The following is a 24,100-nucleotide window of genomic DNA, read 5'->3' on the forward strand; positions in this document are numbered from 1 at the left end:
TTTACTGCTGCGCCAGCGCTTCCAGCTGGTCGCGGAAACCGGTAACGGACAGGGCCCGGTTGTCGGCACGCCACCGGTCTTTTGCCGCCGGGGCCGAGCTCTGGACTCCGATCAGCTGCCAGCCGTTTTCCGTTTTCAGCATCAGCGGTGAACCGCTGTCGCCCGGCAACGTATCGCACTGATGCGAAAGCACGCTGTTTTGCGCCCAGCCCGTCACAATACAGTCGGTATGCGTATAAAGCGTATCAAGATGATCGACAGGATAGCCCGACTGCGTCACCTTTCGGTCGGCGGCTTTCAGCGCGGCGGTGAGTGCGGCTTTGTCGCCGTCAAATAACGGCAACGGCGTAATGCCTGAAGGCGGGTAGCGTAAAACGATCAGGCCAAAATCCCATGAGGCGGCCGCCGGTGGCACTATCCAGCCGTCACCATCCGGTTTCAGACGTTTGCCGAGAGACGGATCGACCCGGCCTTCAATGCCGTGGATTTCATAGCGCCAGGTCCCTTTTTGCGACACAAACCGCAAGGCAACCGCTTTATCCGGCTTGCCGTTTGGCGGTGTTAACAAACAGTGGCCTGCCGTCAGGGCTAGCTGTGGGGTGATCAACGTCGCAGTACATAAGTTACCGCTGGCGGTTTCCAGTTGACCTATTGCATCCCAGGGGGCCTGGGTGGGATCGGCGACGCGCGTACGATCGTCATGACCGAAAAAAAGCGTCTTTAGCTCTTTCGCGCTAATGGTGTCATCACCGCCATCATCCGCATGTGAGAATCCAGAAAAAAGACCAAACGTTCCCAGTAACAACACAACAGATTTACGCATATCACACTCTGGTGGGGGTAATTATGATTATTAAAAGTGAACCCTATGAAAATACTATAGACGGGACAGCGCTAAAGTGGGAGTAAAATCAGCGTGCTACAATCAGGAAAGATAAAAATGGCTTGCGATGAGCGCGCATAAAATAAGCAGGATCAGAATCAGCTCAAACCGATAGCGTCGCAGCATACGCCCTCCGGATAAAAAAAAACGGCGCGGAACCTGTTCCGGTTCAGCGCCGGTTTACCAACGTGCCCCGAAGGGCACGGTTAAGCTTGTACTCTTACGCAGCTGGCTGTGCAGCTGGTTTAGCAGCTTCGTGTTTTACTGCTTTTTTGTGATGCTTTTTAGCAGCCTGAGCTTTCTGTTCTACAGCCGGTTTAGCGGCTTTTTTGTGGTGATGTTTTTTAGCAGCCTGCGCTTTCTGCTCTACAGCGGGTTTAGCGGCTTTCTTGTGGTGGTGCTTTTTAGCCGCCTGTGCTTTCTGTTCTACAGCGGGTTTAGCGGCTTTTTTGTGGTGCTTTTTGGCAGCCTGAGCTTTTTGCTCGGTTGGTGCTGCGGTTGCTGGTGCAGCGGCTTCTTTTTTCGCTGCAGCTTTGTGATGTTTCTTATGGTGAACCGCTTTTGCTGGCGCAGCGGTGGTGGTTGCAGCAGGTGCGGCAGCCGGTGCAGTAGTTGCGGTAGTGTCAGCAGCAAACGCAGCAGAAGACAGACCCATAGCAGCGGCAACAACCAGAGCTAATACTTTATTCATTCTCATACCCTCGAATTTGGTTTTTCATTTAACCCCACTGCGGGGCCGTTGAAATAACTATATCCCTGTAAATTCGAGGTTTCCGTGAGTGATTGGTATCGGCGTGTAACCATATGTACATTGCCGGGGTTCCCCCCGGCGATGCAGATTACAAATAGCGCGAGGTCAGATGTTCGCGGAAGTAACGGATATTCAGATCCTCGCCCGTCGCCTGGGTGATTAACTGCGACGTGCTGAAGCGGCTACCGTGCTGCCAGATGTTCTGACGCAGCCACTCAAAGAGTGCGGAAAAATCGCCCTCAGCGATGGAGGCCTGCAGACCCGGCAGTGCGGTCCTGGCGGCATGGAACAGCTGCGCGGCATACATAGCGCCAAGCGTATAGGACGGGAAGTAACCAAAACCGCCGTCGGTCCAGTGGATATCCTGCATACAGCCGTTGCGGTAGTTGTCTTTGGTGGATAACCCGAGCCAGGCCTGCATTTTCTCATCCCACAGGGCAGGAATATCGTCCACCTCAATCTCGCCGTTGATCAACGCACGCTCAATCTCATAGCGCAGCACCACGTGTGCCGGGTAGCTCACTTCGTCCGCATCGACGCGGATATAGCCAGGCTTCACGCGCTGGTTCCAGGCAATAAAGTTCTCTTCGCTGAACGCCGCCTGGCTGCCAAAGCGGGCATGCACCGCAGGGAGAAGATGCTTGAGGAAGGCTTCACTGCGTCCCAGCTGCATTTCAAAGAACAGGCTCTGTGACTCATGGATTGCTGTTGAGCGCGCCAGGGCAATCGGCTGTCCTGCCCACGCGCGCGGCAGGTTTTGTTCGTAGCGGGCGTGTCCGGTTTCGTGGATCACGCCAAACAGCGCGCTGAGCAGTTCATCCTCGTCATAGCGCGTGGTGATGCGCACGTCCTCCGGGACGCCGCCGCAGAACGGGTGCGCACTGACGTCCAGGCGACCGCCGTTAAAATCGAAGCCGAGCATCTTCATGGCTTCCAGGCCCAGCTCGCGCTGGGTTGCCGTCGGGAAGGGGCCCTGCGGGGGAATAAACGACCGCTGAGCCTGTTTTTCCACCACGTTTGCCAGCAGGTCCGGTAGCCAGGACTTCATATCGCCGAACAGAACGTCCAGACGGGCGCTGGTCATGTCGGGCTCAAAAATATCCAGCAGCGCGTCGTACGGCGTACAGCCTTTGGCTTCGGCACGCAGGCGAGCCTCTTCGCGGCTGAGTTTGACCACCTCTTTCAGGTTGGCGGAAAAACCCTGCCAGTCGTTGGCTGGGCGCTGCGTGCGCCAGGCGTGTTCACACCTGCTGCCCGCGAGGGATTTGGCTTCCACCAGCGATTCCGGCAGCAGGGTGGCCTGCTGATAGTGGCGCGTCATTTCGCGCAGGTTGGCCTGTTCGACGTCATTCAGATCTTCACCTGCCGCCGCCGCTAACAGGTCACCGACTTTTTTATCGGTCAGGATCTGGTGCTGCAGGACGCTCATCTCCGCCAGCGCCTCGCCGCGCGCGGCGCTGCCGCCTGGCGGCATCATGGTAAACATGTCCCAGCTGGCGATAGAGGAGAGGTGCGAGAAGCGGGAGAGGCGCTGGAAGGTTTTCACAAGTGACTGATAGGCGGATGTTTTTTGCAATTCTTATTTCCTCTTGCCAGGGATGTGTTTCAGGGAGCATACAATGAAACAGACCAAATTCCCCAACATTTCCCACACGGAGGAAATCTATGCAGACCTCCTCCGTGGAAACCGTCGCCGCAATTCCGGGAGACGGTTTTCGGTGGGCGCTTAGGCCTTATCACGCATAACCTGCTGCAGGATCGCCAGCGCCTGGTTGAACTGGGCATCCGGAATGGTCAGCGGATAAAGGAAGCGGATCACGTTGCCGTACTGGCCGCAAATCAACAGCAGCAGGCCCTGGGAGAGCGCCTTTTGCTGGATCGCCTGCGCGATGGCGGCCGACGGTTCACGGCTCTCGGGATCAAAAAACTCCGCCGCAATCATCGATCCTCTTCCCCTTATCGCCACGAGCGCAGGAAAACCGCCCTGAATCTCCTCCAGCGTGGCTTTCAGTCGATCGCCCAGATGACGGGCGCGCGCGCAGAGTGACTCGCTGTCGATAATATTCAGCACCGCGTGCGCGGCGGCCACCGCCAGCGGGTTGCCTGCATAGGTCCCCCCCAGACCGCCGGGAGCCGGCGCGTCCATTATCCCGGCGCGGCCCACCACGCCGGACAGCGGCATTCCGCCTGCGAGGCTTTTAGCCATCGTCATCAGGTCGGGCTTGTCCGCGTAGTGTTCCATGGCAAACAGTTTACCCGTCCGGGCGAAGCCGCTCTGCACTTCGTCTGCAATCATCACGATCCCATGCTCGTCGCAGATACGGCGGATGGCGGCCACCAGCTCAGGCGGGGCGACGTTAAATCCGCCTTCACCCTGAATGGGTTCAAAAATAATCGCCGCCACCTGTTTCGCCTCAATATCAGCTTTGAACAGGCGTTCTATCGCCGTGATGGCATCCTGGGTCGTTATGCCGTGCAGCTCGGAGGGATACGGCACGTGATAAACCGACCCCGGGAAGGGGCCAAATCCCAGCTTATAAGGCGCGACCTTGCCGGTTAACGCCATGGTCATATAGGTTCGGCCGTGAAAGCCTCCCCCGAATGCAATCACGCCCGGTCTGCCGGTGTGGGCCCGGGCGATTTTAATGGCATTTTCCACCGCTTCCGCGCCCGTAGTGAAGAACGCCGTTTTGGCCGGGCTCTGCACCGGGGCCAGCTCGTTAAGTTTTTCGGCTAATGAAACGTAGCTTTCATACGGCACAATCTGGTAGGCCGTGTGGGTGAACTGGTGAAGCTGTTTTTCCACTGCGGCCACCAGTTCAGGATGACGATGCCCGGTATTGAGTACCGCGATCCCGGCGGCGAAATCGATATAGTCGTTGCCTTCCACGTCGGTAAGCGTGGCATTCTCCGCCGTGCGGGCAAAGAAATCACACATTACGCCTACGCCGCGCGGGGTGGCAGAAAGTCTGCGCTGATGAAATTCCTGGTTACTCATGTCAGATACCTTTTTGTCGAAACGATCATACGCCAAGACGATCGCGCAGGCTGTAATACGCCGCGCCCATCGCCGTGAATGGGATCCGCAGGCTGCGACCGCCCGGGAAGGGGTAGTGCGGGAGTTTGGCAAACGCATCAAAGCGCTCAGCGTCACCGCGCAACAGTTCCGAGATCAGCCGTCCGGCCAGGTGGGTGCAGGTCACGCCGTGGCCGCTGTAGCCCTGCATGTAATAGATGTTTTTATCCAGACGACCAAACTGCGGCATGCGTGACAGGGTCAGCAGGAAGTTGCCCGTCCAGCGGTAGTCGATTTTGACGCCTGCCAGCTGAGGGAAGGTTTTCAGCAGCTTTGGCATCACCATGCGCTCGACATCGTCCGGATCGCGCGCGCCATAGACGACGCCACCGCCGTACAGCAGGCGGTTGTCGGCGGTGAGACGGTAGTAATCCAGCAGGTAGTTGCAATCTTCCACGCAGTAGTTATTGGGGATCAGCGTGCGGACGACCTCTTCCGGCAGCGGGGCGGTGGTCACCACCTGGGTGCCGCAGGGCATGCTGCGTTTTGCCAGTTCCGGTTCTATCTTATCGCCCAGATAGGCATTCCCGGCGACGATCACGTAGCGGGCCGTCACCTGGCCATGCTGCGTGCTCACCACGGCCGGGCTGGTGTGCTGAATGGCGGTCACCGGGGACTGTTCATACACCCGCCCGCCGTTCAGGCGAATGGCGTCCGCTTCGCCGATCGCCAGGTTCAGCGGATGAATGTGCCCCCCACTGCGGTCCAGCAGCGCGCCGGTATAGCGCTCGCTGTCGACTTCCCGGCGGATGGCGCTGGCGTCCAGCAGCTCGAGCTGCGTGTTGCCGTAGCGTTCCCAGTTGGCTTTTTGCTCCTCCAGCGTCTCGAGCTGCTTATCGTTTAGCGCCACAAACAGCCCGCCGGGACGATAGTCGCACTGGATCTGATAGCGCTTGATACGCTCCCGGATGATTTCCCCGCCTTCAAACATCATGCTTCCGAGGACTCTGGCGGCATCAGGTCCGTAGTTTTTCTCAATCACGTCGATATCGCGGCTGTAGGAGTTAACCAGCTGGCCGCCGTTACGTCCGCTGGCGCCGAAGCCGATGCGCGCGCCTTCAAGGAGCACCACGTCGTAGCCCATTTCGGCGAGATGCAGCGCGGAGGAGAGGCCGGTATAGCCGCCGCCTACCACGCACACGTCGCAGCTGATCGACTCGTTAAGCGTCGGGAAAGGTTCGTAAGCGTTCGCGCTGGCCGCGTAGTAGCTGGTGGTATGTTCGGTCATGATTGAGGCTCCAGGGCAATCCAGATGGTTTTCAGTTCGGTAAATTTTTCCAGCGCGTGCAGGGACTTATCGCGACCGTTGCCGCTCTGCTTATAGCCGCCAAAGGGTACGGTCATATCACCGTCGTTATAGTTATTGACGAAGACCGAGCCTGCCTTCAGACGGCGGCTCATGCGGTGCGCGCGGGAGAGATCGCGGGTCCATACCGCCGCGCCAAGCCCATATTCACTGTCGTTGGCCAGCGTTAAGGCTTCCTCTTCGGTTTTAAAACGGGTGACGACCAGCACCGGCCCGAAAATCTCTTCCCGGCACAGCGGGGAGGCAGGGTCGATGTCGACAAAAATGGTTGGACCTACTGCGGAAGGCCATGATTGTTCCCGCCCGTCCAGCAGCAGCGTACCTTTTTGGGTTCCCTCGCGAATAAACGTGTGGACGGTATCGGCGTGCGCAGCGTCGATGAGCATTCCCATCGTGCTGTCGGGGTCGAGCGGATCGCCCGGCTGCCAGTGACGGGCCTGCGCTTTCAGCCTTGCCAGGAAGTCATCGGCGATGCCGTCTTCGAGCAGCAGACGGGTGCCGGCGATGCAGACTTGCCCCTGGTTATAAAAAATCCCGGCGGCGGTTGCGCTCACGGCCTTGTCCAGGTCCGGACAGTCGGCAAAGATAATGTTGGCGCTCTTGCCGCCTGCCTCGAGCCAGACGCGCTTCATGTTGCTTTCACCCGCGTCCTTCAACAGCTGCTTGCCGGTACGGGTAGAGCCGGTAAACGTCAGCACCTCGACCTCCGGATGCAGTGCCAGCGCCTGGCCCGCTTCGTGGCCGTAACCGCTTATCACATTCAGCACGCCGTCCGGCAGGCCCGCCTCTTTCGCCAGCCCGGCCAGCCGCAAGGCGGAGAGCGGCGATTTCTCCGACGGTTTTAATACCACGCTGTTGCCCGCGATCAGCGCCGGGCCCAGCTTCCAGCAGGCCAGCAGCAGCGGGAAGTTCCAGGGGACGATGGCAGCGACAACCCCGATCGGCTCGCGCACGATCATCGCCAGCTCGCCCGGACCCGTAGGCGCCACTTCGCCGTAGACTTTATCCGCCGCTTCGGCGTACCAGCGAATGGCGCGCGCCGCGCCGGGAATATCGTCGCGCAGGCTGTGGCGAATGGGTTTACCGGTATCCAGCGTTTCCAGTAAGGCCAGCTCTTCGCCGTGGCGTTCCATCAAATCGGCGAGCTTATGTAGCACGGCCTTGCGCTGCGCCGGAGACGCCTGCGACCAGTCACCGCGCTCAAATACCTCACGCGCGGCCTGAACCGCGCGGTCCACGTCCGCCTGCTTGCCCCGGGCCACGTTCGCCAGGGTCTGCCGGGTCGCGGGATTGACGGTTTCAAACGTGGCATTATCGGCGGCGTCACAATAGGCACCGTTAATAAATAACCGGGTCTCAATGGCGCTGTTTTTTGCTTTATCCTGCCAGTAAGTCAGGTGCTGAAAATGCATATTCACTCCTTTCTTTCGCAATCAGATAAATAAAGGCATGGCCGTTTCAGGCAATACGAAGCCGTGAGGCATCCCGGGAATTAACCCGTTGAATGCCGACATTGATCGTTTTTATTTGTCCCGGCGTAAGCGCGCTTACGCCGGGACTGAGTGGTAATTAGAACGTGGTAGGGGTGTGGGCACTGATAATGCGGCAGATTCCTGCCGAGGTGTTGCTGAAGCTGTGCGGTATGCCGGTATTGATGGCATAGCTCTGCCCCGCAACCAGGTGATAAGGCTGGCCATTAATGGTCAGCACTATTTCACCTTCCAGTATCGTACCGATCTCCTCGCCCTGATGTTTGATCCTCTCTCCGGTCGTGGTTCCAGGCTGGTAAGTTTCAAAAATCATCGCCAGCGTACGGTTCGGATTTCCGTTATGAACCAGCTTCATCGAAACCCCCTGACTGCCTATTTCGATAAGGTCTTCCTGATTAATAACCACCTGCGGTTCATCAGGTTTTTCCGGTTCCGAAAAGAATTCCGAGAGCGACAGCCCATAAACTTTCAGCAGCTTTTGCAGCGTACTGATGGCAGGACTGACTTTGTCCTGCTCAATGGTGCTGATGGCACTGTGTGTTAACCCAGACAGTTCGGCGGCACGCCGCTGCGAGAGACCCAGCTGCTGGCGGATCTCTGACAGACGTTTCCCTGGCGCCAGTCCGTCATCGCTCATAGTTGCATTTCCTTTACGATAGTGGTCAAAGCCGTTGCTTCTCGGCAACGTGGCTTTGACAGGCGGTGATAAAACCTTCAAACAACATGCGTGACAGGGCGTACTCGCTGCTGTTCCATTCGGGGTGCCATTGCACGCCGAGGGCAAAAGGGTGGTCATGAACGCTAACCGCTTCGACCAGCCCGTCCGTCGAGCGGGCCTCCACGCGAAGCCGTGGTCCTAACGTTCGTGCACCTTGCCCGTGTAACGAGTTTACCCAAAATTTGTTACAGCCTGGTATTAATTGAGACAGCAGTCCTCCCTCCTGAACCTGAACTTCATGAGACGGGGCGTATTGTAGCTCAACCGGCAGTTCAGCATCCTCCCGGTGTTCAAGCAGGTCGTTCTGCTCGAACAGGCGACGATATAGCGTCCCTCCCGTCGCAACAACCAGTTCCTGCAGCCCCCGGCAGATGGCGAAAATGGGGATGCGCCTTTCGAGCGCGGCGGCAATCAGCGCCATACTCAGAAGATCTCGCCCGGGATCGGCGTTAGGCTCATCGCCGTTTTCACCATACAGGTGCGGCTGCACGTTACTTGGGCTGCCCGGCAGGTAAATTCCGTCCAGGGTTGGCAGCAGAGCGGTCATTAGCTCTGGCTCTGCCAGCGCATGCGGTAAGGCAATAGGTAAGCCCCCCGCGTTAATAACGGCATTCAGGTACTTTTCTTGCAGGGTTTGGGTCTCATGACCCTTAAGCCTGTTTCTGCACATCACCACGCCAATAACTGGCTTGTTCATTATATTTTCCATGATCGCCCTCACAAAGTGGACTAAATTTAGGCCATTATCGCCTCTGAAACGGCCTTTTCGTTCAATATTTTCTCAATCTAGCAACGGGATCTGCCTTTTGCAAACTTAATTTAACATTTGACAAACAATTTGTTTGCATACAGATTCGATAGAGTGGACATTATATTTGACAGTCCTGAGCAGCGAACGCAAAACCCAAAAACGGTGGTAAATCATGGAAACCAATATCGTAGAAGTTGAGAACTTTGTGCAGCACACGGATGAAAGGCGGGGCAGCGCCTTTACGCAGGAAGTGAAGCGCTATTTAGAAAAGTATCCTGACACCCAGTTTATTGACGTCCTCCTGACCGACCTGAACGGCTGTTTTCGCGGCAAACGCATCCCGGTTGCCGGACTGAGCAAACTTGAAAAAGGCTGCTATTTCCCGGCATCGGTTTTCGCCATGGACATTTTGGGTAACGTAGTGGAAGAGGCGGGCCTGGGGCAGGAGCTCGGCGAGCCGGACTGTATCTGCGTGCCGGTGCCGGGCACCCTGACGCCGTCCGCCGCCGACCCGGAATACATTGGTCAGGTGCAGCTCACCATGGTCGATGAAGATGGCGCTCCCTTTGACGTTGAGCCGCGGAACGTACTCAACCGACTCTGGCAGCAGCTGCGCCAGCGCGGTCTGTTCCCCGTGGTAGCGGTAGAGCTGGAGTTCTATTTACTTGACCGCAAACGCGATGCCGAAGGCTATCTGCAGCCACCCTGCGCGCCGGGCACCGACGTGCGTAACACGCAGAGTCAGGTCTACTCGGTTGATAACCTGAACCACTTTGCTGACGTGCTGAATGACATTGACGAACTGGCGCAGCTGCAGCTGATCCCCGCCGACGGAGCAGTGGCCGAGGCCTCTCCGGGCCAGTTTGAGATTAACCTGCACCATACGGAAAACGTGCTTGATGCCTGCGATGATGCGCTGGCGCTAAAACGTCTCGTCAGGCAGATGGCGGAAAAACATAAGATGCACGCCACGTTTATGGCAAAGCCGTATGAAGAGCATGCGGGCAGCGGGATGCATATCCACATCAGCATGCAAAACAACAGAGGCGAAAACGTGCTCGCAGACGCCAGCGGCGAGGATTCCGCGCTGCTGAAACGCGCGCTGGCCGGGATGATCGATCTGATGCCGGCGTCCATGGCGCTACTGGCACCGAACGTCAACTCCTACCGCCGTTTCCAGCCGGGAATGTACGTGCCGACGCAGGCGTCATGGGGACACAACAATCGCACGGTTGCCCTGCGTATCCCCTGCGGCGATCGCCATAACCACCGGGTCGAGTACCGGGTGGCGGGAGCAGACGCGAACCCGTATCTGGTGATGGCGGCGATTTTTGCCGGCATTTTACACGGGCTGGATAACGATTTACCCCTGCAGGAAGAAGTTGAAGGCAATGGCCTGGAGCAGGACGGGCTGCCGTTCCCGATCCGTCAGAGCGATGCGCTGTGGGAATTTATGCAAAACGATAATCTTCGAGAGCGGCTGGGCGAACGTTTCTGCCACGTCTATCACGCCTGCAAAAATGATGAGTTGCTGCAGTTTGAACGCCTGATTACCGAAACTGAAATTGAGTGGATGCTGAAAAACGCCTGATGACGTGCCCCGGTAAGGGGCAGCTTTGTTTCATCGCATACGTATCACCAAACGGCCTGCGCGGAGCCTGGCCGAACTGTTCGCTGGCACGCCAGCTATCTCCCGGGAGTCGCGTTATGGAGCGCAGGCGGCACAGGGATTTTCTTAACGACACTGTGTGACGAGGTAGGAAATGATGCAGATGTTCAACTATCCGCAGGGCGAAGGGGGCCAGTCAGGCTCCTGCTGTGAGTGCGAGCCAGAGACGGTGCGCTGGTACGATCGCGTTTGTTCTTTACAATTTCCCCCTTTGCTAAGCAGGTTTGCGTTAAGGTCAACGCGATTGCAAACCACGGTAAGCATAGGGGGGACGGTTTATGGCGACTAACACGTCTCTTGACTCGCCGGGCATGGCCGGAAAAACCCGGCTGCGCAGCTCCCTCAAGCTCTGGCAGGTGGTCATGATGGGGCTGGCTTACCTCACCCCCATGACCGTGTTTGATACCTTCGGCATTGTGTCTGGTATCAGCAATGGCCACGTGCCCGCCTCGTATCTCCTGGCGCTGGCTGGCGTCATGTTTACCGCCATCAGCTACGGCAAGCTGGTGCGACAGTTCCCGGAAGCGGGCTCTGCGTACACCTACACGCAGAAATCGATCGGACCCCATCTGGGTTTCATGGTCGGCTGGTCATCGCTGCTGGACTATCTCTTCCTGCCGATGATCAACGTGCTGCTGGCGAAGATCTACCTTTCCGCGCTGTTCCCCGAAGTTCCGCCGTGGGTCTGGGTGGTAGGGTTTGTGACGATCCTGACGCTGGCGAACCTGAAGAGCGTTAATTTGGTCGCCAACTTTAACACCCTGTTTGTGCTGGTGCAGGTCGCCATCATGGTGGTGTTTGTCATACTCGTGGTGCATGGCCTGCACAAGGGAGAGGGCGTCGGCACCGTGTGGTCGCTCCAGCCGTTTATCAGCGAGAACGCGCACCTGATCCCTATTATTACCGGCGCGACTATCGTCTGCTTCTCTTTCCTCGGCTTTGACGCGGTCACCACGCTGTCGGAAGAGACGCCAAACGCGGCGCGGGTGATTCCCAAAGCCATTTTCCTGACCGCACTGTATGGCGGGCTGATATTCATTGTTGCCTCGTTTTTCATGCAGCTCTTTTTCCCGTCGATCGCGCGCTTCAAGAACCCGGACGCCGCGCTGCCGGAAATTGCGCTGTACGTGGGCGGCAAGCTCTTCCAGTCGGTGTTTCTGTGTACCACGTTTGTGAATACGCTCGCTTCAGGCCTGGCCTCGCACGCCAGCGTCTCGCGCTTGCTGTATGTGATGGGGCGTGACAACGTTTTTCCGGAACGGGTGTTTGGCTACGTGCATCCGAAATGGCGTACTCCGGCCCTGAACGTCATTATGGTAGGGATAGTGGCGCTGTCGGCCCTGTACTTTGACCTCGTGACCGCGACGGCGCTGATCAACTTTGGCGCGCTGGTGGCGTTTACGTTTGTTAATCTCTCGGTGTACAACCACTTCTGGCGGCGTAAGGGGCTGAACAAAACGTGGAAAGACCGGTTCCACTATCTCCTGCTGCCGCTCATTGGTGCCGTAACGGTCGGCGTGCTGTGGATAAACCTCGAAGCAACGTCCCTGACGCTTGGCCTCATCTGGGCGGCACTGGGGATCCTTTACCTGACATGGCTAACGCGCCGTTTCCGAAAGCCGCCTCCGCAGTTTGAAGCCGCTAAGATAGAGCAGGCCTGGGATTCCTGAACGTGAAACGGCACCAGTACGCTGGTGCCGTTTATCTGAATAGCTCGTCTTACCGGACATCAGCCCGCAGGCTTATTATCTCAGACGTTTATGAAGACTTGCTCCCACCAGCAGCGCCGCGCACAGCATCAGCGCGATAAACCCGCCCACGCCGTTCCAGCCGTAGTTATGCCAGAACACGCCGCCGAGGGTCCCGGCGATGCTGGAACCCAGGTAATAGCTAAACAGATACAGCGACGATGCCTGGCCTTTGGCGCGACGCGCGCGCGGGCCAATCCAGCTGCTGGCGACCGAGTGAGCGGCGAAGAACCCCGCGGAGAAGAGCAGCATTCCGGCAAAAATCAGCCACAGGGAGGAGAAGAGCGTCAGCAGCAGGCCGACCAGCATCACCGCCGTGAAGAACAGCATCACCGGGCCGCGCCCATAGCGTGCGGTCATCGCCCCGGCCTTCGGTGAGCTCCACGTTCCGGTCAAATAAGCAACCGAGAGTAAACCGACAATAGCCTGGCTCAGGTGCCACGGCGAGAGCATCAGGCGGTAGCCAATATAGTTAAACAGCGTGACGAACGAGCCCATCAGCAGGAAGCCGACCAGAAACAGGCGCGGCAGCCCTTTGTCACGCCAGTGCAGGCGGAAGTTGATAAACAGCGTTTTTGGGCGCAGGGAGGTCGGGCGGAAATGGCGCGATTCCGGCAGAATTTTCCAGAACATCAGGGCTGATGCCAGCGCAAAACACCCGATGACCGCCAGCGCAATACGCCAGCTAAAGAAGTCGGTAAACACCCCGCTAAGCAGGCGTCCGCTCATTCCGCCAATCGAGTTCCCGCTGATGTAAAGCCCCATAGAAAAAGCAACAAAGCTCGGGTGGATCTCCTCGCTGAGGTAGGTCATCCCAACTGCCGCCACGCCGCTGAGCGAGAGCCCAATCAGCGCGCGCATCACCAGAATGCCGTGCCAGCTGGTCATCATCGTCGAGAGCAACGTGCAGACCGATGCCAGCATCAGCGCGGTCACCATCACCTGTTTACGGCCTATGGCATCCGAGAGCGGGCCGGTAAAGAGCAGGCCAACCGCCAGCATCCCGGTTGAAATTGAAAGTGAAATACTGCTGCTGGCAGGCGATACGCCAAACTCATGAGAGAGAACGGGCAGGATCGGCTGAACGCAATAGAGCAGGGCGAAGGTCGCCAGACCGGCGGAAAAGAGCGCCAGCGTGACGCGCATAAATTGGGGGGTACCACGTTTAATGAACTGGACCGGCTGCGGTGCTGCGGGTAAATCATTGATATCTCTTGCCGGATCGATATCAATAGTAGTTGTACGACTCACACAGTTTCCTTGCTTAAACATCCCCGTGATTTCTGGTGACGGGTATGACCACGTGTTCAGGGTAGGAAAATGTAAATATTCTGTCTAATATATTAATAATCTCAAATGATACTTTAAAAATATGAATATCGAGCTGCGTCATCTTCGCTACTTTGTCGCCGTCGCCGAGGAGCTGCATTTTGGCCGCGCGGCGGCACGGCTGAATATCTCTCAGCCACCGTTAAGCCAGCAGATACAAATCCTGGAACAGCAGGTCGGGGCGCGCCTTCTGGCCCGCACCAACCGCAGCGTGAGCCTGACGGCGGCGGGTAGGCAGTTCCTGATCGACAGCCGACAAATTCTGAGCATGGTCGATGACGCCGCCGCTCGGGCAGAACGGCTCTATCTCGGGGAGGCCGGAGAACTGCGAATCGGGTTCACCTCGTCCGCGCCGTTTATCAGCGCCGTCTCGGAGACCCTTTCGTCATTCCGTCGTAACTTTCCGGATGTTCATATTCAGACGCGCGAAATCAACACCCGCGAGCAGATTGCGCCGCTGAATGAAGGTTCGCTGGATCTGGGGCTGATGCGTAACACCCAGCTGCCGGACACGCTGGCGTGGGAGGTGATCCTGCGCGAGCCGCTGATGGCGATGATCCCACACGATCACCCGCTGGCGTCGCGTCCGGCGGTCTCGCTGGCAGAGCTGGCAAAAGAGCCGTTTGTCTTTTTTGACCCGCAGGTCGGGACGGGTCTGTATGACGATATCCTGGGACTGATGCGCCGCTACGATCTTGCCCCGGTCATCACCCAGGAGGTGGGGGAAGCGATGACGATTATAGGCCTGGTCGCGGCCGGGCTGGGCGTGTCGATTCTTCCGGCCTCCTTTAAGCGGGTACAATTGCGCGAAATGCGCTGGGTGACCATTGCCGAAGAGGACGCCGTTTCAGAAATGTGGCTGGTCTGGTCGAAACATCGCGAGCAGAGCCACGCCGCGCAGCGCTTCAAACAGCAGTTAATTAGCGCCTCTGCCGGACGGCATTCCCAGGGAAAAGGGGGCAAAAATGTGCGGTAAATCACATGGCTAAGTAAATATTTGACGACGGACATGGAAGTGCTTCACCATAGCAAACAGTTTATTTCGAAGCTCGAAAATAAGGGAGTACGAGGTGGTTGCTGATAGTCAGCCAGGGCACATCGATCAGATTAAGCAGACCAACGCTGGCGCGGTGTATCGCCTGATTGATCAGCTTGGTCCGGTTTCGCGTATCGATCTTTCGCGCCTGGCACAGCTGGCACCTGCCAGTATCACCAAAATTGTCCGCGAGATGCTGGAAGCGCACCTGGTTCAGGAGACGGAAATTCAGGAGCCGGGCAGCCGTGGCCGTCCGGCAGTCGGGCTGGTGGTTGAAACGGAAGCGTGGCACTACCTGTCATTGCGCATCAGCCGGGGGGAGATCTTCCTCGCGCTGCGCGACCTGAGCAGCAAGCTGGTGGTGGAAGACCGCCTTGAACTGCCGCTCAACGCGGAGGAACCGCTCCTCGACGCGATTGTGTCGCACATCGATCACTTCTTTATTCGCCATCAGCAGCGGCTCGAACGCTTAACGGCGATTGCCATCACCATGCCGGGGATTATTGATACCGAAAACGGTATTGTTCACCGCATGCCGTTTTACGACGACGTCAAAGAGATGCCGCTGGGCGAGGTGCTGAAAAATCATACCGGCGTGCCGGTCTATATTCAGCATGACATTAGCGCCTGGACGATGGCAGAGGCGCTGTTTGGCGCGTCCCGCGGCGCGAGGGATGTGATTCAGGTGGTCATCGACCATAACGTCGGGGCGGGCGTGATCACCGACGGACGTCTTCTCCACGCCGGAAGCAGCAGCCTGGTGGAAATTGGCCACACCCAGGTCGACCCGTACGGCAAGCGCTGCTACTGCGGGAACCACGGCTGTCTGGAGACCATTGCCAGCGTGGAAAGCGTGCTGGAACTGGCGCAGGTCCGGCTCGGCCAGTCCATGAGCTCCTCGCTGCACGGACAACCCTTAACGGTGGACTCTCTCTGCGCCGCCGCGCGCGAGGGCGATCTGCTGGCGAAGGACATTATTACCGGGGTGGGGAATAACGTTGGCCGCATTCTGGCCATTATGGTGAACCTCTTCAACCCGCAAAAAATCCTCATTGGCTCGCCGCTGAGCCAGGCGGCGGAGATCCTCTTCCCGGCGATCTCGGCCTGTATCCATCAGCAGTCGCTTCCCGCCTACAGCAAAAATATTGCGGTAGAAAGTACCCAGTTTTCCAACAAGGGTACGATGGCCGGGGCGGCGCTGGTCAAAGATGCCATGTATAACGGCTCGCTGTTGATCCGCCTGTTACAGGGTTAACTCTTTTCCGCAGATGTAAGAAAAATTGCGCTATCTCAAGCCGGGTAGCGCACGCATCCCGTAGACTTCCTCCACTGAATTATTTACCTGGTTTATATTTTCGAAGCATACCCAAGAGGTGGAGTGAGTCATGCTTAAGCGTTTCTTTGTTACTGGTACAGATACCTCTGTCGGCAAGACCGTCGTATCCCGCGCATTGCTGCAGGCGCTGGCAGCAAGCGGTAAACGCGTGGCAGGGTACAAACCGGTCGCAAAAGGCAGTAAAGAGACGCCAGAGGGATTGCGTAATAAAGACGCCCTGGTGCTGCAAAGCGTCTCGTCACTGGAGCTGCCTTATCACGCGGTCAATCCCATTGCGTTAAGCGAAGACGAGAGCAGCGTGGCGCACAGCGGCCTGATTAATTATCCCCTGCTGTCCGACGGCCTGGCGAACCTGAGCGAGAAGGTTGACCACGTGGTGGTTGAAGGGACGGGCGGCTGGCGCAGCCTGATGAATGACCTGCGTCCGCTGTCTGAATGGGTCGTGCAGGAGCAGCTTCCGGTAGTGATGGTGGTGGGGATCCAGGAAGGGTGCATCAACCACGCGCTGCTGACGGCGCAGGCGATTGCCAATGACGGCCTGCCGCTGGTTGGCTGGGTGGCAAACCGCATTAACCCAGGCCTGGCGCACTACGCGGAGATCATCGACGTGCTGAGCACCAAGCTGCCCGGGCCGCTGGTGGGCGAGCTGCCTTATCTGCCTCGCGCCGAGCAGCGCGAGCTAGCGCAGTACATCGATCTCTCTGCCCTCGGTGGCGTGTTGACCGTAGATCGAGTCGTGGCGTAACGTCCGCGACAACACGGACGCGACCACGCAGGCGACCAGCAGGCCGGGCAGTAGAAAATACTGCCCGGTCATTTCACAGACCATCAGCGCCGACATAATGGGCGCATGCGTGGTCGCGGCAAGTAGCGTTGCCATCCCCGCCAGCCCCAGCAGAATCGCCGTCTCAGAACCCGGCAGCCACAGCGCAAACAGCTGTGCGAACAGCATCCCCGATGCCATACCGACAAATAGCGTAGGCGTAAACACCCCGCCCGGCGCGCCCGAACCGCTGCTCGCCAGTACCGCCAGCAGTTTACAGATGAACACCCCGGCAATCACCGACAGCAGCGGCGGCGCGAGCAGAAAAGCCTGAACCACGCTGTAGCCATTCCCCCACACCTTCGGCGTCAGGAGAGACAGCAGCCCGACGATCGCACCGCCCAGCGCTAATTGCCACGGCGGCGAAAGCTTGAGGCGCAGGAAAAGAGCGTGGCTGAACGCCATCAGCCACATCAGCAGCGGTCCGCAGAGGCCTGCCACCAGCCCCATCGCGACCAGCAGGGCATAATCGGCCGCGGTGAGGATGCCGCTCAGATGGACCGCGTAGAGCGTACCGGCACCCGGAGCCAGAAGCTGCGTGGTAAGAAGCGCCACCACCGCCGCAATAACCACGGGGCCGAGCGAGGCCAGCATCAGCGTGCCAAACAGAATCTCAGCAATAAACAGGCTTCCGGCCAGGGGAGCATGGTAGGCGCTGGCCATCCCGGCGGCGGCACCGCAGGCTATCCATAATTTCCATTCGGATTTCGGCGTAAAGCGCCGGGCGAAAAAGGAGGCGGCGAGGGCGGCAAGCAGGATCATCGCCCCTTCACGCCCGATGGCGCTTCCGCTGGCCACGACCAGCAGCGAGGCAAGGGATTTCACGAGGCTGGCACCGTAATCAAACTGGCCGTCCCCGGTCTCCAGCGCTTCCATATAATCGGTGGGGGCGTGAGGCCGCTGGGCGTTCAGCCGCTGCCATCCCCAGAGCAGCAGCCCGGCAGCCAGGCCGCCCAGGGCTGGCGTCAGCGCGCGCCGCCAGGGAGAGAGCGACGCGGCGGCATTCACCAGGCTGCCGCTGTCGTTGCTGAGAAGCAGCCACTCCAGCAGGTACATGCTGTGGCGGAACACCGCCACGGCCAGCGCGGCCAGCACGCCGGTGACGGTGGCAATCAGCAGTCGGCGAAACATCGCGCGGATGTCGGGGTACGTATGAAGACGTTGCATGAGTCGCGATTAAACGGGGACGATACAATATTGTGGCGGCAAATCGCGGGGTTAGCAAAAGGTATGCGTGCGAAAAAGCCGGGCGATGCCCGGCCAAAAGGGTTAGCTGTCGCTGTGAATATTCAGCGCCCGACGCGTACGCCCGGAGCTCAGGTACTCGGCAATATAGTCTTGCGAAATCTCGCCGTTGTAGCGACCGTCCTCATCGACTATCGGCATCCAGCTGGTATTACTCTCATACAGACGGGAAAGCACCACGCGCAGGTTGTCTTCCGCCTTGCCGGTCATGCGGAACGGATGCAGGATGTCGGCGCAGGTACCGCTGGCATTGCGCGCTTCGCGACGCTTCACAAAGCCCAGCGGTTTGCCGTGCTCGTCGACCACCGTCACGGCACGAATGTCGTTATCATCCATGGTCGCAAAGGCGTCGGGAAGGGGAGTAGAGCCCCGCACCGTAATGGTCGGCTGCTGGTCGGTGACGTCGCCCGCCGATACCAGCAGCAGGCGCTTCAGGGTGCGGTCCTGGCCGACAAACGAGCCGACAAACTCATTCGCCGGTTTCGCCAGCAGCTCATCCGGGCTGGCGCACTGCACGATTTTCCCCTGACGGAACACCGCTATACGGTCGCCGAGCTTCAGGGCTTCGTCGATATCGTGGCTCACCAGCATGACGGTTTTTTTCAGCTTGCGCTGCATCTCCAGGAACTGGTTCTGGATCACCTCGCGGTTGATCGGGTCCACCGCGCCGAAGGGTTCATCCATCAGCAGCACCGGAGGATCCGCCGCCAGGGCGCGGATGACGCCGATACGCTGCTGCTGGCCGCCGGACATTTCGCGCGGGTAGCGATTCAGGAACTTATGCGGATCCATCGCGACCATATCCATCAGCTCTTCGGCGCGGGTTTTGCAGCGCGCTTTATCCCAGCCCAGCATGCGCGGCACGACGGTAATGTTCTCTTCGATGGTCATGTTCGGGAACAGGCCGATCTGCTGGATCACGTAGCCGATGTTGCGGCGCAGGGTGACGGTGTCCATCCCGCTGGTGTCTTCACCGTTGATCAGGATCGTCCCGCTGCTTGGGGTAATGAGGCGGTTAATCATCTTCAGGGTGGTGGTCTTCCCGCAGCCGGACGGGCCGAGCAGGACGCACATTTCCCCTTCGGGCACGTTCAGGTTGACGTTATCGACGGCCTTAAAGGTCTGGCCGTGCTTCTGTGAAAATTGTTTGGTGAGGTTTTCCAGTTTTATCATTATCGAATCCCCTTTGGAGTCAGAACCACCTGCAGACGGTGCAGCAGCCAGTCGAGCACAATTGCTAAAAGACAGATCATCAGCGCGCCCGCAATCAACATGCGAATATCGCTTCCACCGATGCCGTTGAGCAGCAGCAGGCCCAGGCCACCCGCGCCGATCACGGCGGCAATCGCCATCACGCCGATATTCATCACCACGGCGGTGCGGATCCCGCCGAAAATTACCGGCAGCGCCATCGGGATTTCAACCCAGCGCAGGCGCTGCCAGAAGGTCATGCCGATGCCGCGGCCGGCTTCGCGCAGGCCCGGCGGCAGGCTGTCGAGCGCCGTATGGGTGTTACGCACAATCGGCAGCAGCGAGTAGAGAAACACCGCCGTAATCGCGGGCAGGGCACCAATACCCTGACCGATCAGCGAAAACAGCGGGATCATCAGGCCAAACAGGGCGATGGACGGAATGGTCAGCACGATGGTGGCTATCCCCAGCACCGGCGTTGCCAGCCACCTGTGGCGGACAATCAGAATGCCCAGCGGTACGCCGATGATGATGGCTAAACCTACGGCCAGCGCCACCAGCCACAGGTGCTGCAGCGTCAGGGTTAAGAGGTAATCCCAGTTGTCCAGAATGTAGTGAATCGTCTCCATAGCGCCTCCTACAGCAGCTGTTTGCTACGCAGGAAATCGCGGGCGACCTGCTGCGGTGACTGATGGTCGATATCCACCTTCTTGTTCAGCTCGGTGATAACGTCGTTGTTGAGCTGGGCCGAGAGGGTGTTGAGTGCCTCTTCCAGACCGGGGTTGGCCTCCAGCGTGTCCTTACGCACCACCGGCGTTACCGCGTAGCTCGGGAAGAAGCCTTTATCATCTTCCAGCACCTTGAGGTCGAAGCCTTTCACGCGCCCGTCGGTGGTGTAAATCAGACCGGCGTCAACGAAGCCGTCGCGCACCGCGTTATAGACCAGACCGGGGTCCATCTGACGAATTTGCGGGCGGTCCAGATCCATCTTGTAGGCCGCCTGAAGCGGCTTCATGCCGTCGCTGCGCCCGGCAAACTCCAGGTCTAAGCCCAGCAGCCAGTTTTTGTCCGGATTGGTTTTACGGACCTGCTCAATCTTCGCCACCATCTCCGACATGGTGTTGATATGTTCCGCCTCGGCGCGCTTGCGCTGCATGGCGAAAGCGTAGGTGTTGTTCATGTCGGCGGGTTTGAGCCAGACCAGACCGTGCTTCGCGTCCAGGCGTTTCACCGTCTCGTAAGACTCCTGCGGCGACATGCGCTTGTTGATGTGGTTAAAGATGATCAGCGACGTGCCGGTGTACTCCCAGGTCATATCAATCTGCTTGTTGATCATCGCGTTGCGGGAGATCACCGTGGCAATGTTGGTTTGCGGCTGGACCTGAAAACCTTTCTTTTGCAGGTACTGCACGGTCATCGCCGAGAGAATGTGCTGCTCGGTAAAGCTCTTGGTCGCCAGAATCAGCGGGGCCGCCATCGCCTGGCTGGTAAACAGCGCCGCGGCACACAGCGCCGTCAGGCCGGAAAACAGTCTCATAAAAGCTCCTTGTTATTGTTATCGAGCGAGATGGGGGCTCATCGCGCGACCCAGCGCCGCCAGCAGGGTATCGAGGATCAGGGCGAACAGGGCGGTGGCCGCCGCGCCGAGGATCAGGGTCGGGAAATCGTTCAGGTAAATTCCGGGGAAAATCAGCTCGCCGTAGCTGCTGGCGCCAATCAGGAACGCCAGCGGTGCGGTACCGACGTTAATGGCGGTAGCGATGCGGATCCCCGACAGCATGACCGGCCAGGCGGCTGGCAGCTCAACCTGACGCAGGCGCTGCCATTTGGTCATCCCGATGCCGTTTGCCGCTTCCAGCAGCGACGGCGGGACCGAGCACAGCCCGGCGTAGGTGTTACGCACTATCGGCAGCAGCGAGGCGAGGAACAGGGCGATGATGGCGGGCGTATCGCCAATGCCAATCACCACCATCGCCAGCGCCAGAACGGCCAGCGGCGGCAGCGTGTTGCCGACGTTGAAGATTTGCATCACATATTCGGCGATACCCCGCGCGGCCGGGCGGCTCAGCAGAATACCGGCTGGAATACCCACCAGCAGGGCAAAAAACATGGATGAGAAAACCAGAATCATGTGCTGTTGCCCGAGATAGACCAGGTCAACCTGGCGCGCCCTGATCGTTTCCAGCCCAATGCCCCAGACGAGGAGGGCGAGGACCACGATAATGGCGCCGACAAACAGCAGCGAACGTTTGAGTAATGGGTGCATTGCGGTGTGTCTCCCTGTGCGCATGCGTTATAGCAACCACCGGTTGCCTGTTGTTATGCCATGTTTCGGCAGGGGTATTTCACCTATAGCAAGCGTTTGGGAAGGGTTCCAGCGAAGGGGTAAAATCAGTAACCCTATGAAAACAGTGGCAACCTTAAGCCAGGCCTTATGGCGTAAGGGCTGATTGAGGGGCAGGCAGAATTGTCCTAAAGACGATAAGTGAAAGTGACGTTGTCACGAATGAGGGCCGCACCACTGACGGTGCGGCAGCGCAGTTACGCTGTTTTGTGGGTTTTTGATGTCCATTCCTGCCAGATGTTTTCAAGACCATGCCGGTATGAGGTGACGATGAAGTCGGGAAAATGTTGCTTAAACTTCGTCGAATCAAACAGGTTATCAACGTCGTACCTGGGCAACAGCTCCCGCATTTCGCGCGCGCCCTGCGAAAACAGCGCCGTCGCAGCGAATGCCAGCTTGCCCAGTACGGCGTAGTCCACCTTCTGGCCGAAGATATCGCAGGCGAGAGTGACAAACTGTTGATACGTCAGCCTTTCGTCGCAGCAGGGCAAATGCCACGTTTGCCCGTAGGCCTCGGGCGTATTGCCCAGCAGGGCAAGCGCGCGACTGGCATCCGGCGTCCAGATGAGGGTGCGAAGCGTATCGTCACGTACCGGAACGCGCGGGCGTTTGTGCTGCTTCAGCCTGTCGATAATGAGCGTGTTCGTGAAGCTCTGCGTTCTCTCAGGACCGTAAAACTCCGGTGCCCGACCGATGAGAACGGGAATGTCGCCCCGCTGCATTTCGGCAAGCACCCGGTTGGCCATCAGCGCACGCACGTTGCCTTTCCGCCCCCGGGGCGCAAAGCGCGTCTCTTCAGTTTGCGGCACGTCGCTCTGGGGGTACATGTAGGTATTGTCAAAATAGACGAATCTTGCGCCCGCCTTTCGCGTGGCCTCCAGCGCATTTTCCAGCATGGTTGGGAACTGACGCTCCCACAGCGCGGAATCCGGCGGCAGGCCGGCGGTAAAATAGACCGTATCGCTGCCGTTAACCGCCTCCTGCGTCTGCTGCGCATCCAGAAGATTGGCCGCAGCCGTGATATCGCTGGCGTGGACTTTCTGCGGATGGCGGCTGACCAGCCTGATATCGTCGGTATAGGCGCGTTTTAATTCGCGGGTCAGTTCACGGGCGATTTGCCCGCTGGAACCCAGAATAGTTTGCATATTAGCTCCCTGATGAGATGACGATCCGGTTGACCGTATAAAAAGTTTAAGCTTAAAGTTAACTTTAAGGTCAAGACGTAAGAGCAGATGAAATGAAAATTGGCGAGCTGTCGAAAATGACGGGTATTTCCCCGTCGCGCATTCGGTTCTATGAGGCGGAAGGTTTACTGCCGCGGCCCGTCAGGCAGGGGAACGGCTACCGATCGTATTCTAAAGAGGCGGCTGCGCTGCTGAACATCATCGACAACGCGCAACGTACCGGGTTCTCACTGGAGCAAATACGCCGCTTCCTGCCGCAGCCGCAACAGCACTGGGATCATGAGGGACTGATCCAGTCCCTGAAAACGCGTATTGCCGAAATAGAAGCGATGCAGAAGCAGCTTGAGGAAAACCGCAGGGAATTGCTGACGCTGGTCGCGAGCATCACCAACCGGCCGGATGGGATCTCCTGTGACGACAACATGCAGCGCCTGCTGGGGCAGCTGCAACACTCAGACGGCAGCGCGAACCCGTCGAACCCGCGTCGAGACGGTGATAATTGAAACGATAGCGACCACGGCGAGCATCAACCCGAGCGCCAGCATGGCGTTAAACCCGATCCATCTGAACAGCAGCAGCCCCGCGATACCGCCCGTAATAAACGAGAACAGGGTGGTTAAGTGGGTTTTCAGCTGACTTTTTTGCGCCGCCGTATCTTTGGAGTAATCCCTGCGCAGCATCGCCACCAGTACGGAGGCCAGGGATATTCCCGCGTCCGTCAGCGTGCCGGTAATGTGCGTCGATCTCACCCGTCCGCCGGAAAGCTGCGTGGAGGTGGAGTTGTGAATGCCCATCAGGCCGCAAAGAAAAAGAATAATCTCGCGGTTGCTGGTGAGGGCATGAAAATACATCTCGTAGAACGAGACGCCGGTCAGCAATATCCCCTCGACAAACAGGATCTGGCAAAAAATTAGCCTGACGTTATGGATAATGCCCCATATCACGATCGTGCGCGCAATAATGGCGCCTGCCACAAAGGAGAGAATAATCGAGCCGAAGAAAATAATATCGCTCAGGTCGGTGGAAGAGACTTCGCTGGATAACTGTGAAGTATTGCCGGTCATGTGTGAGGGGAAAAAACCAAATGCCCCGAGGGCGATGGCATTCAGCAAACCTGCCGAGGTCGCCAGCCAGAGAGCAAGCCGGCGATCCTCCTTATGCGTTCGTTCTTTCTTGAGTCTAATCAGCAAGAATACCTCCGGGTTGAGCTTTGCCTGAAT

The 24,100-nt window shown here is 58.2% G+C and carries 22 protein-coding genes; 6 read left to right on the forward strand and 16 right to left on the reverse strand.

What is annotated here, in order from left to right; translation table 11 throughout:
- Position 1 precedes the first annotated feature (1 nt).
- From AB8846_RS19890 to puuD, 8 genes are all read right to left on the reverse strand, one after another.
- Entirely contained in the window at positions 2-823 is an 822-nt protein-coding gene (locus AB8846_RS19890; RefSeq protein WP_063143028.1) for a serine protease, read from the reverse strand.
- Between the two features lie 280 nt (positions 824-1,103).
- Entirely contained in the window at positions 1,104-1,574 is a 471-nt protein-coding gene (asr, locus tag AB8846_RS19895; protein ID WP_370733482.1) for an acid resistance repetitive basic protein Asr, read from the reverse strand.
- A gap of 148 nt (positions 1,575-1,722) precedes the next feature.
- Complete coding sequence (locus tag AB8846_RS19900) at positions 1,723-3,210, reverse strand: carboxypeptidase M32 (protein ID WP_370733483.1); 1,488 nt, start codon at positions 3,208-3,210, stop codon at positions 1,723-1,725.
- A gap of 150 nt (positions 3,211-3,360) precedes the next feature.
- The gene (gene puuE, locus AB8846_RS19905; protein WP_370733484.1) at positions 3,361-4,632 is read right to left on the reverse strand and encodes a 4-aminobutyrate transaminase; all 1,272 of its coding nucleotides are present in this window, start codon (positions 4,630-4,632) and stop codon (positions 3,361-3,363) included.
- A gap of 25 nt (positions 4,633-4,657) precedes the next feature.
- Positions 4,658-5,938, reverse strand: coding sequence for an FAD-binding oxidoreductase (locus AB8846_RS19910; RefSeq protein WP_331412435.1), 1,281 nt, complete (start codon positions 5,936-5,938; stop codon positions 4,658-4,660).
- Positions 5,935-7,428 (reverse strand): aldehyde dehydrogenase PuuC, encoded by a 1,494-nt coding sequence (gene puuC, locus AB8846_RS19915; protein WP_370733485.1) that lies wholly within the window; start codon positions 7,426-7,428, stop codon positions 5,935-5,937. Before puuC ends, AB8846_RS19910 begins: the two co-directional genes overlap by 4 nt.
- A gap of 157 nt (positions 7,429-7,585) precedes the next feature.
- Entirely contained in the window at positions 7,586-8,143 is a 558-nt protein-coding gene (gene puuR, locus AB8846_RS19920; protein WP_013096835.1) for an HTH-type transcriptional regulator PuuR, read from the reverse strand.
- 25 nt (positions 8,144-8,168) lie between these two features.
- Complete coding sequence (puuD, locus tag AB8846_RS19925) at positions 8,169-8,933, reverse strand: gamma-glutamyl-gamma-aminobutyrate hydrolase (protein ID WP_063143032.1); 765 nt, start codon at positions 8,931-8,933, stop codon at positions 8,169-8,171.
- A gap of 214 nt (positions 8,934-9,147) precedes the next feature.
- On the opposite strand from puuD, the gene AB8846_RS19930 reads away from it, so the two are divergent.
- The gene (locus AB8846_RS19930) at positions 9,148-10,566 is read left to right on the forward strand and encodes a glutamine synthetase family protein (protein ID WP_063143033.1); all 1,419 of its coding nucleotides are present in this window, start codon (positions 9,148-9,150) and stop codon (positions 10,564-10,566) included.
- A gap of 356 nt (positions 10,567-10,922) precedes the next feature.
- Positions 10,923-12,314, forward strand: a complete 1,392-nt coding sequence (locus AB8846_RS19935; RefSeq protein ID WP_370733486.1) for an APC family permease — start codon at positions 10,923-10,925, stop codon at positions 12,312-12,314.
- A gap of 75 nt (positions 12,315-12,389) precedes the next feature.
- Here AB8846_RS19935 and AB8846_RS19940 read toward each other — a convergent pair whose 3' ends face one another.
- Positions 12,390-13,643 (reverse strand): MFS transporter, encoded by a 1,254-nt coding sequence (locus AB8846_RS19940; RefSeq protein ID WP_370733487.1) that lies wholly within the window; start codon positions 13,641-13,643, stop codon positions 12,390-12,392.
- Between the two features lie 121 nt (positions 13,644-13,764).
- Here AB8846_RS19940 and AB8846_RS19945 point away from each other — a divergent pair, with 121 nt between their 5' ends.
- The 3 genes from AB8846_RS19945 (at position 13,765) to bioD (ending at position 16,838) form a co-directional block, all read left to right on the forward strand.
- A complete protein-coding gene (locus AB8846_RS19945; protein WP_370733488.1) occupies positions 13,765-14,697 on the forward strand; it encodes a LysR family transcriptional regulator in 933 nt (310 codons plus the stop codon).
- Between the two features lie 94 nt (positions 14,698-14,791).
- Positions 14,792-16,012, forward strand: coding sequence for a sugar metabolism global transcriptional regulator Mlc (mlc, locus tag AB8846_RS19950; RefSeq protein WP_063143038.1), 1,221 nt, complete (start codon positions 14,792-14,794; stop codon positions 16,010-16,012).
- A 130-nt stretch (positions 16,013-16,142) separates the two neighbouring features.
- Positions 16,143-16,838, forward strand: a complete 696-nt coding sequence (gene bioD, locus AB8846_RS19955) for a dethiobiotin synthase (protein WP_063143039.1) — start codon at positions 16,143-16,145, stop codon at positions 16,836-16,838.
- Here bioD and clcB read toward each other — a convergent pair.
- From clcB to AB8846_RS19985, 6 genes are all read right to left on the reverse strand, one after another.
- The gene (gene clcB, locus AB8846_RS19960; RefSeq protein ID WP_370733489.1) at positions 16,773-18,083 is read right to left on the reverse strand and encodes a voltage-gated ClC-type chloride channel ClcB; all 1,311 of its coding nucleotides are present in this window, start codon (positions 18,081-18,083) and stop codon (positions 16,773-16,775) included. The two genes, bioD and clcB, sit on opposite strands and share 66 nt — an antisense overlap.
- A gap of 102 nt (positions 18,084-18,185) precedes the next feature.
- Positions 18,186-19,334, reverse strand: coding sequence for an osmoprotectant ABC transporter ATP-binding protein OsmV (osmV, locus tag AB8846_RS19965; RefSeq protein WP_370733490.1), 1,149 nt, complete (start codon positions 19,332-19,334; stop codon positions 18,186-18,188).
- On the reverse strand, positions 19,334-19,981 hold the full coding sequence (osmW, locus tag AB8846_RS19970) for an osmoprotectant ABC transporter permease OsmW (RefSeq protein WP_023311514.1): 648 nt from the start codon (positions 19,979-19,981) through the stop codon (positions 19,334-19,336). The genes osmV and osmW overlap by 1 nt, the downstream gene beginning before the upstream one ends.
- 8 nt (positions 19,982-19,989) lie before the next feature.
- Positions 19,990-20,889 (reverse strand): osmoprotectant ABC transporter substrate-binding protein OsmX, encoded by a 900-nt coding sequence (gene osmX / locus AB8846_RS19975; RefSeq protein ID WP_033145383.1) that lies wholly within the window; start codon positions 20,887-20,889, stop codon positions 19,990-19,992.
- An 18-nt stretch (positions 20,890-20,907) separates the two neighbouring features.
- Positions 20,908-21,618: an osmoprotectant ABC transporter permease OsmY gene (osmY, locus tag AB8846_RS19980; RefSeq protein WP_045356906.1), complete on the reverse strand. Its 711-nt coding sequence runs from the start codon at positions 21,616-21,618 to the stop codon at positions 20,908-20,910.
- A 275-nt stretch (positions 21,619-21,893) separates the two neighbouring features.
- Positions 21,894-22,841 carry an NAD-dependent epimerase/dehydratase family protein gene (locus AB8846_RS19985; RefSeq protein WP_370733491.1) on the reverse strand — a complete coding sequence of 316 codons (948 nt, stop codon included), beginning with the start codon at positions 22,839-22,841 and terminating at the stop codon, positions 21,894-21,896.
- Between the two features lie 92 nt (positions 22,842-22,933).
- Here AB8846_RS19985 and AB8846_RS19990 point away from each other — a divergent pair, with 92 nt between their 5' ends.
- Positions 22,934-23,383: a MerR family transcriptional regulator gene (locus tag AB8846_RS19990; RefSeq protein WP_048989567.1), complete on the forward strand. Its 450-nt coding sequence runs from the start codon at positions 22,934-22,936 to the stop codon at positions 23,381-23,383.
- Here AB8846_RS19990 and AB8846_RS19995 read toward each other — a convergent pair.
- On the reverse strand, positions 23,333-24,070 hold the full coding sequence (locus AB8846_RS19995; RefSeq protein WP_370733492.1) for a YoaK family protein: 738 nt from the start codon (positions 24,068-24,070) through the stop codon (positions 23,333-23,335). The genes AB8846_RS19990 and AB8846_RS19995 overlap by 51 nt on opposite strands.
- Between the last annotated feature and the right edge of the window lie 30 nt (positions 24,071-24,100).

It is taken from the genome of Enterobacter sp. KB-221C9 (assembly GCF_041320715.1).
In the GTDB taxonomy this organism is placed as follows: Bacteria; Pseudomonadota; Gammaproteobacteria; order Enterobacterales; family Enterobacteriaceae; genus Enterobacter; species Enterobacter asburiae_D.